The following is a 15,577-nucleotide window of genomic DNA, read 5'->3' on the forward strand; positions in this document are numbered from 1 at the left end:
CGCGCGCCGCCCGCCTGACCGCGCGCCGCCCGCCTGACCGCGCGCCGCCCGACCGCGCGCCGCCCGACCGCGCGCCGCCCGCCTGACCGCGCGCCGGTGCGTCTGACTCGTGCGCCGTGCGCTGCTGCATGTGCGATCAAGTGGCGCACCGCTTGAACACGCGCCGCGATGGAGGTGGCGTGTGAGGCGCACCGCCTGAGTGCGACGCTGTGCGCCGCTGAGCGTGCGATCAGGCGCGCCGTGCGAGGTGGGGCGCGGGTTCAGGTGCAGGCGGAGCGGTGGGTGGCCTCGACGAGGTGCCTGACCCGATCGTCCCCGCCCTCGATGAGCTCCGTCATCCGGTTGGGCACGTACGCGAACCCCAGCTCATGATCCGGATCGGCATAGGCGAACACCCCGGTCACCCCCGGATGCCCGAACGCGGTGGGAGAGCAGTCGCCAGGCCACATCGGCCCCCCAGGCAGCATGAACCCCCGCCCGTACGCCGTCCGGCACCGCAGCACCAGGTCCATCCCGCTGGCCTCCACGGTCCGCGCCCGGTCGGCCGTCTCGGGGCGCAGCAGGCGGATGCCGTCCACCTCGCCGACGAGCGCGGCGTACATGCGGGCCAGGCCTGACGCGTTGCCCGCCCCGCAGCAGGACGGGATCTCGGCCTGCGGCACGCTGGCGGCGGCGAGGGGGTTGCCCGCCAGGGCGACGCTGCCGAAGGTCGAGCGGTGGAAGAGGGACGCGGGGTCGCAGATGGCCCGGTTGAGCCCGGCCAGCTCGGGGTTGGCGCGGCCCTGGAGAAGCTGCTCCGCGGTGGGCGGCACGAGGTCGGCGAGCTGTCGTTCCCTGGCGTCGGGCAGGCCGATGTGCAGGTCGAGGCCGAGCGGGCCGGCGATCTCGGCGGCGAAGTAGCGCTGCACCGACATGCCCGTGACGCGCTTGATGACCTCGCCGACCAGCCAGCCCATGGTCAGGCAGTGGTAGCCGTGCGCCCGTCCCGGCTCCCACGCGGGCACGGCGGCGGCCAGGGCGTCGCTCACCGCCGTGCCTCCCTCGATGTCCAGCAGCGTCAGCGGCGGGTCCACGGTCACCACCCCCGAGCGGTGACCGAGCACCCACCGCAGCGGGATGTCCGCCTTGCCGCCCGCCGCGAACTCCGGCCAGTACTCCGCGATCGGCGTGTCGAGGTCGAGCTGTCCGCGATCGACCAGCAGCATCGTGGCAGCCGCCACCAGTCCCTTGGTGGCGGAGGCGAGGAGCGTGATCGTGTCCTGCCGCCATGCGGTGTCCTGGCCCGCCTGTCCGCCCCACAGATCGACGACGGCTCGGCCGCGCTGGTAAACGGTCACCGAGGCGCCCTGCTCCCGGCCCTCGTGGAAGTTACGCGCGAACGCCTCCCGGACCGCGTCGAACTTGGGCTCGCACACCCCGTGGATCTCGATCAAGGCCCCTCCTCACGACCCTCCTCGAAGGCTTGCTGCGGGCGTGGGGGGGTCGCCTCAGGGGTTGGTGGTGGCTCGGGCCGCCGGTGTGACGAGCTCCGACTACCCTGGCCGCCCGACAGCAAACAGCGCTGACCTGCGCGAACGGCCGGAGCTAGGTCTTACGCGGGAGGTTGCCGGGGCGGGCCCTTGCCTACGCGCGGAGTTGTCGAGCGGGGCCTTGCCTACGCGCGGGGTTGTCGGAGCGGGCCTTGTTACGCGTGGGATGCCCAGAGCAGAGCCCTGCCACGCGCGGGGCTGCCTGGGCCAGGGCCTTGGTCACGTGCCGGGCTTCCAGGACAGGACCTTGCCGAATCGGACGAGCCGGCCGTACCGGTCCGGGTGCGCAGGGCCGAGGGCCAGGTCCAGGAGGGGGACGGCGGCTTGGGCGGGGGAGGGGGCGCCGGAGACGTCCCACCACAGGCCGGAGGTCGGCGTGTTGATCATGCCGGGGCAGGCGGCGGCGAGCAGGATGCCGCGCCGCGCGTCCTCGGCACGGCGCTCACCGGCGAGGGCACGCACGGCCGCCACCTGGGCGGTCTTGGACGGGATGTTGATGAAGCCGGGCCAGGCCCCGGCGGCGGCGCTGCCGTCCAGGACCGCGTCGCGCCAGGCCGCCACCTGCTTGTCCACTTCGTCGAGCGTGGTCAGCCCGTCGAAGCGGTCGTGCAGCACTGGCGCCAGGTGGTGCAGCGTCCCGAGAGAGCTGGCCACGACCACGAACCGCCCGCCGTCCCGCAGCAGCGGCGTGAAGGCCCGCATCAGCCGGGTGGTGCCGAAGTTGTTCACCTGGGTGTACTCGTCCAGCACGGCACGCGGGTCGTCGTCGGGGCCCACGCGCATCACGGCGTTGCCGAACACGATGTCCACGCCGCCGTGCCGCTCCTCGATCACTTCGGCCAGGCGGGCGGCGGCGCCGGGGTCGGCGACGTCGAGAAGCTCGCCGCGTACGCGGGCGCCCGTCCGGGGCATGTTCGCCGCCGCCTCGGCCACGCGCCCGGGGTCGCGGCCGGTCAGGTAGACGGTGTCGGCGGCGTCCAGCCGCCTGGCCAGGCCCTCCACCAACGCGAGGCCCAGTCCTTGAGTCGCGCCCGTCACGAGGGCGACGCGAGGTCCATTGGTCATGAACGTCAGGCTAGGAACGCTGGCAGGCATGCGTCCAACGAGAGTTGCTCATCTGTGGTATGCGTGATTGTCATGGCCTTCACCGACGCCTCGCTCACCGCGCTGCGGGTCTTCCGCGAGGTGGCCGAGCGCGGCACGCTCACCGCCGCCGCCACCGCGCTCGGCTACACCCAGTCGGCCGTCTCCCGCCAGATCGCCTCGCTCGAACGGGCGGCTGGGGCGTCCCTGCTGGAGCGGCGCCACGACGGCGTCCGGCTCACGGCGGCGGGGCGGATCGTGCTGCGCCGCGCCGCCGCCGTCGTCGATCAGGTGGACGCGGGAGCGCGCGAGCTGGCCGGGCTGCCCGGCGAGCCGGGGATGGTGCGGCTCGGCTGGTTCGCCAGCGCGGGCGCCGATCTGGTGCCCAGGGCGCTGGCCGGGCTGCGCGCCACGCACCCCGCCATCACGGTTCACTCCCGGGAGGGGCGCACGCCGGCGCTGGTCCGCGCGTTGCGGGCGGGCGCGCTCGACCTCGCGCTCATCGCCTCGGCGCCGCCGTTCCGGCCGCCCGACGCGGAGACGCCGGCCCTGGAGATCCAGACCCTCACCGAACGCGGGCTGTGCGTGGCCGTTCCGGCGGGCCATCCGCTCGCGCGGGGCGCGGACATCGATGTCGCCGACCTGCACGGGCAGCGCTGGATCGCCGGCCCGGGCTCGGCCGCCGCCGGGGGAGCGGGCGACAGCACGGGCATGGGGGCCTGGCCGGGGCTGGACGAGCGGCCGGAGATCGCGCACTCCGCCCGCGACTGGCTGGCCAAGCTCGCGCTCGTGGCCGCCGGCTGCGGGCTCACCACCGTGCCCGCCATGCTGGCGGCCGCCGTGCCGCCGGGCGTGCGCGTCCTGCCGGTACGCGGCGGGCCGCAGGAGCAGCGCCGCCTCCTGCTGGCCAGGATGCCGGGCCCGATGCCCGAGGCCGCCGCCTGCCTGGCACGGGCGCTACGCGAAGCCGCCCTGGCATCATGGAAGGACGTTACGCCCCCTTGACCGCGTACGTGACGAGCGTCGTGAGCACCTCCTTGACCGACGCGCGCCGCCGCACGTCGCACATCACGACCGGGATGTGCTCGCTCAGCCCGAGCGCCCGCCGCACCTTGCCCGGCTCGTACCGGCGGGCCCCGTCGAAGCAGTTCACCCCCACCACGAACGGGATGCCGCGCTGCTCGAAGTAGTCCACCGCCGGGAAGCAGTCCTGCAGCCGGCGCGTGTCGGCGAGCACGACGGCCCCGAGCGCGCCCAGGGCCAGCTCGTCCCACATGAACCAGAAGCGGTCCTGCCCCGGCGTCCCGAACAGGTACAGCCACAGCCCGTCGCGGATGGTGATGCGGCCGAAGTCCAGCGCCACGGTGGTGGTGGTCTTGGACTCCACGCCGGAGGTGTCGTCCACGCCGATGCCGCGGTCGCTCAGCAGTTCCTCGGTGTGCAGCGGCCTGATCTCGCTGATCGTGCCGACCATGGTCGTCTTGCCGACACCGAAGCCGCCCGCGATCAGGATTTTGATGGCCAGGGCCGAGGGAGCCCTGGTCGTGCCCGGCTCAGAGACTGCGTAGCCCATCCAGCACTTCCCTGTAGATGCGTTCGTCGATCGTCTGCGCGACGGGGCGCGGGCGCTCGATGTTGATCAGGCCGTCGCGCCGCAGATCGCCGAGGATCACGCGGGTGATGTTGATCGGCAGCCTGAGGTGCGCCGCGACGTCCGCCACCGGGGTGGGCCTGCGGCACAGCGAGAGCACGGCGCGATGCTCGGGGAGCAGGTCGGCGGGCTGGGGAAGGCCGCCGGCCGTGACCACGATGGCCACCAGGTCGAACGACTCGCCCTGCGGACGCGCCCGGCCCCCGGTCAGCCCGTAGAGCCGGATCAGCGGCCCGGGATCCTCCCCTGTCACGGTCTCGCGCCGTTCCAGGCGGGTGCCGGTGCCGCTCCCCTCGGATGCGCGGACAGGTGCTCGCCGACCCGCTTGACCATCAGCGCCATCTCGTACGTGACCATGCCCAGCTCGGCGTCGGCCGTGGCCAGCACGGCCAGCCGCGCCCCCTGCCCCGCGGCGGTGACGAAGAGGAAGCCCTCCTCCAACTCGATGATCGTCTGCCGGACGCCGCCCATTCCGAAGTGCCGCCCCGCCCCCAGGGCGAGGCTGTGGCTGCCGGCGGAGATGGCGGACAGGTGCTCGGCGTCCTCCCTGGTCAGGCCGTGGGAGCTGCCCATGGAGAGCCCGTCGGCGGACAGCACGATGGCGTGCCGGATGCCGGGCACGCGCTGGATGAGGTCGTCGAGCAGCCAGCTCAGTTCGCTTCTGGGGTCAGGCATCGGGGTGGTCGTCCTTTCGATTCCACATGTCGGGCTCCTGCTTGGCCTGCTGGCGACCTTCCTGCCAGCCGCGTTGCATGGACGACATGAGCTGTGCGAGCTCTTCGGGCGAGCGCCCGCCGCCGCCCCGCCGCTCCGGCCGCGCGTCCACGCGCAACTGGGGGGCGAGGCTGGCCTGCGGGATCCGCATCGGCAGCCCGTCGAGATCCTCGTCCGCCTCCTGGGGCGGCACGGTGACGCTCCAGCCCGCGGGCGGGCCGGAGGTCCTGGGGGGAGTGGCCGCGCGGGCGTGGTCGTCCCCGAACACGAGTGCTTCGAGGTCCGGGTGCTCGCTCCCGGGCGGGAACGTCGCCCCGGACAGCGGCGCCGGGTCGCCCCCAAACGTCCCGGACAGCGGCGCCCGGTCGCCTCCGAGCGTTCCGGACAGTGGCGCCGGGTCGCCTCCGAGCGTTCCGGGCGGCGGCGCGGCGTCACCCTGCGGTGGGAAAGCCGTCCCGGACAGCGGCGCCGGGTCGCTCTCCAGAGGGAACGGGTCGGGCCTGTTCTGCGCGGGGTCGGGCTCGAACCAGGTGCCGCGCACGGGCCGGGTCGCACGCCCGTTCACGGCGTCGTGCCCGGCGGTCGAGGCGGCGGTCGAGGTGGCGGCCGGTCCCGCGGTGAGGGCGAGCTGCTCGGTGTCGGCGAGCAGGCCGGCGGGCAGCAGGACGATCGCGGTGGTCCCGTCGTACGGCGACCGCCGCATCACGATCTTGATCCCGTGCCGGGCCGCGAGCCGCGCCACCACGAACAGCCCGAGCCGGTCGCTGTCGGCCAGGTCGAACTCGGGCACGTCGGCCAGCCGGGCGTTCAGCTCGTGCAGGGTGGCGTCGTTCAGGCCGAGACCGCGGTCCTCGACCTCCAGCGCCATCCCGTTGGCCGCCGTCACGCCGCGCACCTGCACGGTCGTGTTGGGCGGGGAGAACACGGTGGCGTTCTCCACCAGCTCGGCGATCAGGTGGATCACGTCGGTGACCGCGGCGCCGACGAGCAGCGGCGAGTTCGGCATCGGCGCGACCGTCACGCGGGTGTAGTCCTCGACCTCCAGCACCGCCGCGCGGACCACGTCGAACAGCGGCACCGGGTCGCGCCAGCGGCGCGCGGGGGAGGAGCCGGACAGGATGATCAGGTTCTCGGCGTGCCGCCGCATGCGGGTGGTCAGGTGGTCGAGCTTGAACAGGTCCTCCAGGACCTCGGGCTCGTCCACCCGCCGCTCCATGGTGTCCAGCAGCGCGAGCTGGCGGTGCAGCAGCGCCTGGTTGCGCCGGGCCAGGTTGAGGAAGACCTGGCCGACGCCCTTGCGCAGGGCGGCCTGGCCGACGGCGGCCTCGACCGCGGTGCGGCGTACGGCGGAGAAGGCGTGCACGACGCGGTCCACCTCGGCGGTCTCGGCCCTGTCGAGGCCGGGGGCCTCGGTGGCCGGGTCCACGTCGTCGCCGCGGCGCAGCCGTTCCACCAGCCGGGGCAGCCGCTGTTCGGCCAGCTCCACCGCCGAGCCCTGCAGCCGCCGCAGCTCGGCGATGAGCGACTGGCCGAACCGGTACGACAGCCACACCGACAGGATCACCATGGCCAGGCCGAGCAGCAGCACGATCCCGATCCGCCAGTAGGCGCCGTTCTTCTGCGACTCGCCCGAGGCCGCGGCGCGGACCAGCTCGATCTGCGTGTCGCGGTTGATCTGGGCCAGCACGGACTCGGCGGCGCCGCGCCACTCGCTGACCGACACCGGTGGCGGACCGCCGGTGTCGTAGGAGAACAGCTCGTCCTCCACCGCCACCACCCGCTTGTAGGAGGCGGTGGCCACGAGCTGCTCGTAGGCGGCGCGCAGCTCGGGGCTGGCGTCGCGCTCGGCGTTGGCCAGGACGAGCCGGCGGGCGGTCATGGCGGCGACGAACGCGGCCCGGTCGGTGGGGGTCATGTTGCGGTGCACCAGCGTGGTGGTGAGCACGGCGTGCTCCCGCCACAGGTACTCGGCCGAGGTGCTGTAGGCCGTCATGCCGCGTACCGACTGGTAGACCGAGGCGTCGCTCATCGCGTCGCGGTCGGTGAACTGCTGGTTGGCCGCGGCGATCAGGTTGTTGTACGCCTCGACGATCGTCAGGGCGGGCGCCAGCACGCCGCCGTCGGCGGAGGCGCGCAGCGACTGCAGCCCGTCCAGGGCCTGCACCATCGTCTGCACCTGCGCCGGCGTCTCGTTGACCGCCGTCACGTCGAGCGTCGCGATGATCTCGCGCAGCCGCTTGACCTGCTCGTCGGTGGCCTTGCGCTGTTCGATCAGCGGTTTGTACGTCGCCGTGCCGCTCGGCGCCTCGGCCGAGAGCTGGCGCTCCTTCTGTAACTCCACGATGAGCTGGAGCACCGGTGCGCCGATGGCCTGCCATCGATTCTGGATCTGGGAGACGGTGGAGATCTCATCCACGCTGGAGTAGGCGATGAACCCCCAGAGGGCCACCATGGAGACCAGCGGAAGCAGGAGGATCCTGAGCAGCTTGGTGCGAAGAGGCGGGGGCGAGCTCATCCTTCAATGTCCAATTCCGCGCGTGGGGGGTGCGCCCGGGCAGTCGTGACCTTGCTACCGCCCCCCGAGGTTGCCCGCCACGACTGGGTGCGCCTGTGGTCCGTCCACTATGCAGGTGAGGCAGATGGACTTCAAGGTACGGATGCGAAGAAACCTCCCGAAAGTAATGTTGACTCTTTGTCAGCACACTGTTCGTGAATGTGATCGTGCGCAGCTAACTATGGGTAGTCAGACGAAGGCCCCCACGCCGGTCACCGCCCGGCCGACGATCAGCGTGTTGATCTCCCGGGTGCCCTCGTAGGAGTAGATCGCCTCGGCGTCGGCGACGAACCGGGCGATGTCGTACTCCAGAATGATCCCGTTCCCGGCGAGCAACTCCCGCGCCCAGCCGACGACCTCCCGCATCCGGCTCGTGCAGAACGCCTTCGCCAGCGCCGAGTGCTCGTCGCGGAAGACGTCGTCGTCCTGGAGCTGCGCCAGCCGCACCACCATGCCCAGGCAGGCGGTGGCGTTCCCGAGCATCCTGACCAGCAGGTCCTGCACGAGCTGGAACCCGGCGATGGGCCGGCCGAACTGCTCGCGCTCCTTGGCGTAGCGCAGTGCGATCTCGTAGGCGGCGAGCATGATGCCGACCGCCTGCCAGGCCACCCCGCTGCGGGTCCTGCGCAGGATCCGCGCGGTGTCGCGGAACGAGTTCGCGTTCGCCAGCCGGTTCTCCTCCGGCACCCGGCAGTCCGACAGCGTGATGTCGGCGTTCTGCACCGTGCGCAGCGCCATCTTGTTCTCGATCCGCGTCGCGGTGAAGCCGGGCGTGCCCTTCTCCACCACGAACCCCTTGACGTGCCCGTCCGCCACGTCCCTGGCCCAGACGACGATCAGGTCGGCGAACGTGCCGTTGCCGATCCAGCGCTTGGCCCCGTCCAGCACCCACACGTCGCCCTCGCCCCTGGCCGTGGTGCGCATGCCGCCCGACACGTCCGAGCCGCCCGCCGGCTCGGTCAGCGCGAACGCCCCGATCCGCTCCATCCTGCTCATCGCGGGCAGCCAGCGCTCCCGCTGCTCCGCCGACCCGCAGGCGGCGATGCTGCCCATGGCCAGGCCGGTGTGCACGCCGAAGAACGTCGCCATCGACGGGTCGGCGCGAGCCATCTCCAGCGCCAGGAAACCGCTGAGCAGCCCGCTCGGCTTCGGCCCTGGACACTCCGGGTAGGCCAGGCCCGCGATGCCCAGCTCGGCGTACTCCTTCACCAGGTCCACGGGGAACTCCGCGCGCACCCAGCACTCGTTCGCGATGGGCACCACCTTCTCCCGCAGAAAGGCCCGCACCCGCAGCAGCGTCTCGCGCTCCTGTTCGGCCAGCAGACTCTCGAACGCGTACAGATCTCCGGTCAGCAGCTCAGACATGGCGGGACAGCTACCCACGGCCCGCGCCGTGACACGAAGCGTGGTACGCCACGCGCCCCGCCCGCCCCCGAGGCAGACTGCGCAGCACAGGGTCAGCCTCCGAGAAGGGCGGTGATGCGCCGATGCTCGACGTGTTCGGCAGGTGCCAGGTCCAGGACGACGTCAAGCCCGTCACCGAGATGGGCGTCTACCCCTACTACCACCCCGTCGAGCAGCGGCTGGCCGACGGTGAGGTGGTGGTCGGCGGGCGCGTGCTGGTGTCCGTCGGGTCCAACGACTACCTCGGCCTGTCGGCCGACCCCCGGCTGAAGGACGCGGCCTGCCGCGCCGTCCGCTTACTGGGCACCGGCACCGCCGGATCCCGCATGGCCAACGGGTCGCTCACCCTGCACGAGACGCTGGAGGGCAGGCTCGCGGCGTTCCTCGGCCAGGAGTCGGCGATGGTGACGCCCACCGGCTTCCTGGCGAACCTCGTCCTCAGCGCCCTGGTGGGCCCGCGCGACACCGTGCTCGCCGACCAGCTCATCCACGCCTCCCTCATCGACGCGGTCCGGCTCTCCCGCGCCCGCCTGCGGCGCTACCGGCACAACGACCTCGATCGCCTGGCGGGGCTGCTGGCCGAGTGCGACCCCGCCGCGGGCGCGCTGATCCTCACCGAAGGCATGTTCTCCACCACCGGCACGCTCTGCGACCTGCCCGGAACCGCCGGGCTGGCCCGCCGCCACGGCGTCCGCCTCGTCCTGGACGGCGCCCACGACATCGGCCTGATCGGCCCAGGAGGGCGCGGGACGGCCGAGCACTACGGCCTCGAACCGGCGGTCGACCTGCACACCCTGGCCTTCTCCAAGTGCTTCGGCACCACCGGCGGCGCCGTCGCCGGGCCCGAGCAGATCATCGTCTACCTGCGCCACCAGGCCCGGTCGATGGTGTACTCGGCGGCGCTCGCCCCGTCGAGCACCGCCGCCGCGCTGGCCGCCCTGGACATCATCGAGACCGAGCCGGAACGCCGCCGCCGGGCGCTGGCCGCCGCCGCCCGGCTGCGCGCCGACCTGTCGGGGCTGGGGTTCCGCACCGAGACCTCGCCGACCACGATCATCCCCGTGTACGTGGGCGACCTCCTGCTGTGCTGCCGGTTGTGGCGGGAGCTGTTCGACGAGGGCGTGCTCGCCACCGCCATGGTGCCGCCCGCCGTGCCGGACGGGCAGGCGCTGATCCGCGTCAGCACCACCGCCCTGCACACCGAGACGCAGCTCGACCGCGTCGCCGCCGCCTTCGCCGCGGCCGGGCGGCGGCTCGGGCTGATCCCCTAAGCCAGGAGGAACACCGCCACGATCGCGAGGATCACCAGGACGGTCAGCAGCGCGACGATGACCAGCCACTGGGGGTCCAGCCAGTTCGGCCTCGGGGCGCGGGCGGGGGCGTCGGGGTCGAGGAGGGCGCGCAGGACGGGGTTGATCTGGGCTTCGGGGAGTTGCCGTTCCAGGACGGGGATGAGGCGCGGCAGGCGGGCGCGGACCTCGGCCGGTTGGCGTCTGGCGGCCAGGGCGCGCATCTCCTGGAGGATGGCGGTGACGTCCTTGGGGGAGGTGGCCTGGGTGAGGTCGGTGCAGAGCATCTCGAACGCGTCCTGCTCCGTGTACTGCGGCACGGCCGGGCCCGCCGTCCGGGGCCGCTGCACCTGCGCCGTCTGCCCCGCCCCCTGCTCCGCCACCTCGCCCGCCACCGGGCCCGCCCCCTGCGTGGCCGCCTGCGCGGTCTGACCCGCCGCCTGCCCGCTCGCCTGTCCTGCCGCGTGCCCGGCTGCCTGCCCGGTCGCCTGCTCCGCCGCCCAGCCAGCCACCGGGCCCGCCGCTGCCTGCCCGGCTGCCTGCTCCGGCGCCCAGCCCGCCGCCTGCCCGGCCGCGTGCGGTGCGGTGACCTGCGAGGGCGCGGCCTGCGGGGGCGCAGCCGGGGAGGGCGCGGCCTGCGGGGACGGCGCGGGCTGGGAACGTGCCGGAGGCTGGGGCGACCACACCAGCTCATCCTCCCGATCCCCCGTAACCCCCCCGAACCGCCGCAACCGCTCCTCGAACGGCGTCCTGTCGGAGATCCGCAGCCGCTTCACCAGCCCCACGAGCTGATCCCGCGCATAGGCGTCCACCAGCATCGACGCGATCTCGGAATACCGATCCCCCTGCCCGGGCGACCGCGGATCCACCCGCGTCCGGTTGGAGCTCTGCGACGACACCCCCGGCCACTTCCGCAGAAAGACGATCTCGGCCCCGGGATTGAAGTCATCACTCTCGTACGTGGAGAACGTCTCCGGATGCCGCCCCAGCACCAGATCCAGAATGTCCACCAGCCCCCACAACTGCACGATCGCGTTCCCCCCTGAAGCGACCGACAATGGCGACCCCGGCCGCCGCAGGCACTCGGAGACGATCGGCGCGAGCGTCACGGCCGCCGCCCGCGATTCCCGGTCGAGCGCGGTCCGCGCGCTCTCGTACGAGCTGATCAGCTTGCCCAGGTCGAGCGGCTCGTCGTCGCCGGGCAGCCGGGAGCCCCAGCCGGAGGCGAGGGCGAGGGTCTGGCGCACGTTCGGCATGGCCATCGGCTGGGAGGCTGCGCCGCCCAGGTAGGCCTGAACGCGGATGGTGCGGCGGCTGTCGGCGCCGCCGGTGCGGGTGCGGGAGAGCACCACGACCCGCCCGTCCACGAGCAGCCGGCAGAGGCTGACGCCCGGCTCCGGCCCGGGGTCGAGCCAGGGCCCGAGCTGGTGGTACCAGCTCGCGGTCTGCTCCAGGGAGGTGCGCACGGGCCCGAGGCCGGTGCGCTGCTCGTCCCATTCGAACTGGATCCAATCGACGCTGGCGTAACGTCCCATCAGATCCCCACCTCCGGGTAGCCGCGCAGGACGCCGGTCATGGCGAAGAGCGAGATCAGGGGTTCGAGGACGCGGCGCGGCCGGACGCCGCGCCGGTAGCGGCCTTCGGCGGCGGCGGCGCCGGTCGCCGAGACGAAGTGCAGGGTGCACCTGCGGCACTTGTCGTACGGGCTGAGCCACGCCTGCGCCCCCCGCCGGTGCAGGTAGGCGTAGACGTCGCGGCTCTCGCGCAGGACGGCGGCCGGGTCGAGCCCGTCGGGCTCGGCGTACAGCCAGTTGTCGACGGGCGCCTGGAAGCGCACCGCGTCGCTCTTGGTGACGGCGATGGCGGCCGGGATGTCGAGCCGCCCGCCGGTCTTGGGCAGCCGGTCGAGCACGGCGCGGAACGACTCGTCGCCCATCCGGGCGGACTTGGTGGCGGCGTCGATCACGAACAGCAGCCCGCCGATGGCCGGCACGAACCTGGTGGCCTCGTGGGTGGCGCTGCGCAGCAGCTCGCCGGCGATGTCGAAGAAGGCGACGGCGGTGGTGTGCCGGCCGTCGTTGACGAGCAGCGCGTCCACGGGCTCGGCGGTGGCCCGGTGGGTGGTGCGGTTCAGCGCGACCCGTTCGACGAGCAGGGGGCGCACGTAGGAGTTGACGTACTCGGCGTGCCGCTCGATGTCGACGGCGTCGGTGGTCAGCCCGTACGGCCGCAGCCCGCCCTGCTCGATGGCGCCGATCATGGACGCCAGCAGGTGCGTCTTGCCCGTCTCGGGCCCGCCGACGAGGCCGATCACCAGGGGGCGGCCGTGCCGCACGTAGGTGTAGGGCAGGTGGTGTTCGAGCCCGGGGTCGGACACGGGCGCGGGGCAGCGGACGTGCGCGGCCCGCAGGAGGTCCTCGCGGCGCGGCCCTGTCACGTGCTCCAGGGAGAGCGGCTGGTACTGGCCGGCCGGGGTGCGCTCGTACAGCTCGTCCTCGGTCCAGGCGAACTCGTGCAGGCAGATCGGGCAGAGGATCACCGGGACACCACCCACAGGACGACGAGCAGGACGAGCAGGACGGCCAGCGGCAGCCAGCGCGCCCACCGGGGCAGCGGCCTGCCTTCCTCCTCCTCGGGGACGGGCACCGGCTGGACCCTGGTCTCCTGCGAGGCGGTGGCGGCGGCCGGTTCGCGCCTGGCCTCGCGGGCCCGGTCGAAGGCGGCGCGGCCCTCCTCCAGGCCGAGGTCCCGCTCGACGGCGACGGACTGCATCGGGTCGGGCATCCGCAGCCTGGCCAGCACCTCCTGCGCCGTCGGCGGCGAGTCGGAGAAGACGTCCCTGAGCGGCTGGAGCGCGGGGGTGGCCGACAGGTCGGGCACGTCGGCGATCTCGCGGCCGGTGACCGTACGGTAGATCACCATGCCCGCGCTCCACAGGTCGTCGCCGGCGGCGGTCAGCCCCTCGCCCCTGCGCTGGGCGGGGCAGGCGTAGGGCGCCTCGCCCATCCGCAGCCGGCGCGAGCCGGCCAGCGTGGCGTGGCTGAGGTCGGTGAGCTGCGCGGTGGCGCCGTCCCAGCGCACGGTGGCCGGCTCGATGCGCCGGTGCACGATGCCGCAGGCCGACAGGATGCGCACGGCGCGGAAGAGGCTGGCCTGCAACGTCCGCTGCTCGCTGATCAGCAGCGCGCCGAAGTAGCGGCTGACGGGCTCGCCCCGGTAGTCGTAGAGCAGCACGAACGGCTCCTCCTCGTCGAGGCTGTAGCCGATCAGCCGGGGCAGCTCGGGCGGGTAGGCGCGGCGCAGCCGGGTGAGCAGCCTGGCGCCCATCCGGGCCTCGTTCTCCAGCAGGTCGTAGAGGTACTCGCGGTCGCGGCCCTCGGCGCGCGGCACCCGCCGCTGCACGAGCTTGGTGCCGGAGGCGAGGTGGGTGACGCGGCGCTCGAACGGGTCCTGCCACGGCTCGGCCTCCACCTCCCAGCTCACCGGGTCGCCTTCGGGAGAGTCGAAGTCCAGCGGCTCAGGCTCCATCACCACTCCAGTTCTCCTCCACCGTCCCGGGACGCAGCGGCACCAGCCGTAGGGTGCCGGCGTACTGGCCCGACCGGGTCCACACGACTCCGGGCGGGTTGCCCTGGCCCCGTACGGCCCTGGGCGCGAACCGCACCGCGTACGCCTGCCGCAGCAGCAGCGACAGGTCACGGTCGCCGCAGAGCTGCAGCATCTGCCCGCCGGGCGGGGCCTGCAGCGCCCGCACCACCTGCTGCGACTGCCGCCACACCGCGTCCACCAGGTCCTGGCGGCCCGCGTCGGCGGTGCCGAACTCGGGCTTCTCCTGCACGCCCCGGTGCGCCAGGTGGTAGCGGTACTGGCGGAGCGTCTCGTCGACCCGCCGCTCCAGCCCCGCCTGCACGTCGCGGTAGTCGCCGTGCTCCAGCGCGGGCCAGGCCGGGTCGAGCCAGCCGGTCACCGCGTCGAGCAGGTCGCCGGTGATGACCTCGCGGAGCTGGCCGCCGCGGTCGCGCAGCCGCACGGTGACCTCCTCGTCCAGCGCCGGGCTGGCGGCGGCCTGCCCCGCCTCGGCCCTGCTCCAGTCGGTCAGCGTCGCCGACACCTGCGCGCAGATCTCCGCCAGCGCGGCGGCCACCGTGCGGGCCGCGTCGGAGGTGTGCATGCGGGCCTCGCCCAGCGTCCACTCGCTGGCGGCGACCTGTTCGAGCAGCGTGCGCAGCTCGTCGAGGGCGGTCCTGGCCGGGCCGAGCGAGAGCTGCTCGCGCCACCACGCCCGCGAGCGCCGCCAGAAGACGAAGCGGTTGAGCAGGCCGCGGGGGAACTCGGGCGGCGCGTGCAGCTCGTTGAGCAGCTCGTCGGGGCACCGGCGCCGGCAGCCGGGGACGAAGGCCGCGCTGCCGATGGGCGCGCTCTGGTCGGCCAGCGCGCGCAGCCGCGACACCAGCCGGGTCAGGCTCTTGCGCTCGCCCAGCGCGGTGTCCACGTCGGCGCGCAGCTCGGCGACGATCTCGGCGTGCCCCATGCCTGCCGGGGTGGCGAACTTGATCCCGTTGGCGGCCAGCACGCCGGGGGCGTCCTCGTCGCTGTGGTCGACGTCGGCGAACAGGCGGGCGACGGCGTCGCGGAACTCGGCCAGCGCCCGGCCCGCGGCGATCACCTCGTCCACGACGGCGGCCCTGGCCAGGGCGGTGCTGAGGTAGCCGAGCTCGTCGAGCGCCCTGGTGGCGCGGTCGAGCCGGTCGCGGGCCTGCCGGTAGAGCCGGTCCATCCGGCCGTCGGGGACGAGCGCGTCCAGGAGGTCGGCGGGCAGGTCGGCGGTGCCGCTGAGCACCGGCAGCGCGCTGGCCAGCGGCGAGCCGAACACCGCCGGGTCCTGCTGGGGCGGCCCGGCGAACCGGTCGGCCACGTCGGTGAAGGCCTGCGCGAGCACCTCGGGGTCGATGCGGCCCGCCACGATGCGCCAGCCGGGCGAGGCCGTCCCGTACGGGATCTCGCCCAGCTCGCCGACCACCTCGTCGAACACCTCCGGCTGCGACAGCAGGTCGATGAGGATGGCCTCGGAGCTGACCTCTGGCCCGTGCGCCGCCTCGCCGGTGTCGGCGTTCCACAGGATGCCGCACGGATCGCCCACCCACAGCACCCTGCGGCTCTCGCCGGTGAGCGCCGGGGGCAGGCGCGGGTCCGGCCCCAGCGCCACCACCAGCACCGACCTGACCAGGCGCGAGCTGAACACCTCCTGCAGCGCCTGCTGCCCGGCGGCCAGCCGGTCGGTGTCGGTCACCACCAGGACCCGGTGGCCGAGCCTGGTGATCTCCTCCTTGCGGAGGTCGAGCACGACGACCAT

13 protein-coding genes are annotated in these 15,577 nt (G+C 73.5%); 2 read left to right on the forward strand and 11 right to left on the reverse strand.

Annotated features, from left to right (window positions below; genetic code table 11):
• Positions 1–260: 260 nt before the first annotated feature.
• Positions 261–1,433: a serine hydrolase domain-containing protein gene (locus tag ABD331_RS51655; RefSeq protein ID WP_344493311.1), complete on the reverse strand. Its 1,173-nt coding sequence runs from the start codon at positions 1,431–1,433 to the stop codon at positions 261–263.
• A gap of 315 nt (positions 1,434–1,748) precedes the next feature.
• On the reverse strand, positions 1,749–2,594 hold the full coding sequence (locus tag ABD331_RS51660) for an SDR family NAD(P)-dependent oxidoreductase (protein ID WP_344493313.1): 846 nt from the start codon (positions 2,592–2,594) through the stop codon (positions 1,749–1,751).
• Positions 2,595–2,666: 72 nt separating this feature from the next.
• Between ABD331_RS51660 and ABD331_RS51665 the strand changes: the two genes are divergently transcribed.
• Positions 2,667–3,617, forward strand: a complete 951-nt coding sequence (locus ABD331_RS51665; protein ID WP_344493315.1) for a LysR family transcriptional regulator — start codon at positions 2,667–2,669, stop codon at positions 3,615–3,617.
• On the opposite strand, the gene ABD331_RS51670 is transcribed toward ABD331_RS51665, so the two are convergent.
• The 5 genes from ABD331_RS51670 to ABD331_RS51690 form a co-directional block, all read right to left on the reverse strand.
• The gene (locus tag ABD331_RS51670; RefSeq protein ID WP_344493316.1) at positions 3,604–4,185 is read right to left on the reverse strand and encodes a GTP-binding protein; all 582 of its coding nucleotides are present in this window, start codon (positions 4,183–4,185) and stop codon (positions 3,604–3,606) included. The genes ABD331_RS51665 and ABD331_RS51670 overlap by 14 nt on opposite strands.
• The gene (locus ABD331_RS51675; protein ID WP_344493318.1) at positions 4,166–4,516 is read right to left on the reverse strand and encodes a DUF742 domain-containing protein; all 351 of its coding nucleotides are present in this window, start codon (positions 4,514–4,516) and stop codon (positions 4,166–4,168) included. The genes ABD331_RS51670 and ABD331_RS51675 overlap by 20 nt, the downstream gene beginning before the upstream one ends.
• Complete coding sequence (locus tag ABD331_RS51680; protein ID WP_344493320.1) at positions 4,513–4,938, reverse strand: roadblock/LC7 domain-containing protein; 426 nt, start codon at positions 4,936–4,938, stop codon at positions 4,513–4,515. Before ABD331_RS51680 ends, ABD331_RS51675 begins: the two co-directional genes overlap by 4 nt.
• A complete protein-coding gene (locus ABD331_RS51685; protein WP_344493322.1) occupies positions 4,931–7,492 on the reverse strand; it encodes a sensor histidine kinase in 2,562 nt (853 codons plus the stop codon). Before ABD331_RS51685 ends, ABD331_RS51680 begins: the two co-directional genes overlap by 8 nt.
• A gap of 228 nt (positions 7,493–7,720) precedes the next feature.
• On the reverse strand, positions 7,721–8,896 hold the full coding sequence (locus ABD331_RS51690; RefSeq protein ID WP_344493324.1) for an acyl-CoA dehydrogenase family protein: 1,176 nt from the start codon (positions 8,894–8,896) through the stop codon (positions 7,721–7,723).
• 122 nt (positions 8,897–9,018) lie between these two features.
• Between ABD331_RS51690 and ABD331_RS51695 the strand changes: the two genes are divergently transcribed.
• A complete protein-coding gene (locus ABD331_RS51695) occupies positions 9,019–10,206 on the forward strand; it encodes an aminotransferase class I/II-fold pyridoxal phosphate-dependent enzyme (protein WP_344493326.1) in 1,188 nt (395 codons plus the stop codon).
• Here ABD331_RS51695 and ABD331_RS51700 read toward each other — a convergent pair.
• The 4 genes from ABD331_RS51700 to ABD331_RS51715 are packed head-to-tail and all read right to left on the reverse strand — an operon-like array spanning position 10,203 to position 15,577.
• The gene (locus ABD331_RS51700; protein WP_344493328.1) at positions 10,203–11,759 is read right to left on the reverse strand and encodes a hypothetical protein; all 1,557 of its coding nucleotides are present in this window, start codon (positions 11,757–11,759) and stop codon (positions 10,203–10,205) included. The genes ABD331_RS51695 and ABD331_RS51700 overlap by 4 nt on opposite strands.
• Positions 11,759–12,763, reverse strand: a complete 1,005-nt coding sequence (locus ABD331_RS51705; RefSeq protein WP_344493330.1) for a hypothetical protein — start codon at positions 12,761–12,763, stop codon at positions 11,759–11,761. Before ABD331_RS51705 ends, ABD331_RS51700 begins: the two co-directional genes overlap by 1 nt.
• On the reverse strand, positions 12,760–13,752 hold the full coding sequence (locus ABD331_RS51710) for a protein kinase family protein (protein ID WP_344493332.1): 993 nt from the start codon (positions 13,750–13,752) through the stop codon (positions 12,760–12,762). The genes ABD331_RS51705 and ABD331_RS51710 overlap by 4 nt, the downstream gene beginning before the upstream one ends.
• Entirely contained in the window at positions 13,742–15,577 is a 1,836-nt protein-coding gene (locus ABD331_RS51715) for a hypothetical protein (RefSeq protein ID WP_344493334.1), read from the reverse strand. Before ABD331_RS51715 ends, ABD331_RS51710 begins: the two co-directional genes overlap by 11 nt.

It is taken from the genome of Nonomuraea monospora, assembly GCF_039531895.1.
Taxonomy (GTDB): domain Bacteria; phylum Actinomycetota; class Actinomycetes; order Streptosporangiales; family Streptosporangiaceae; genus Nonomuraea; species Nonomuraea monospora.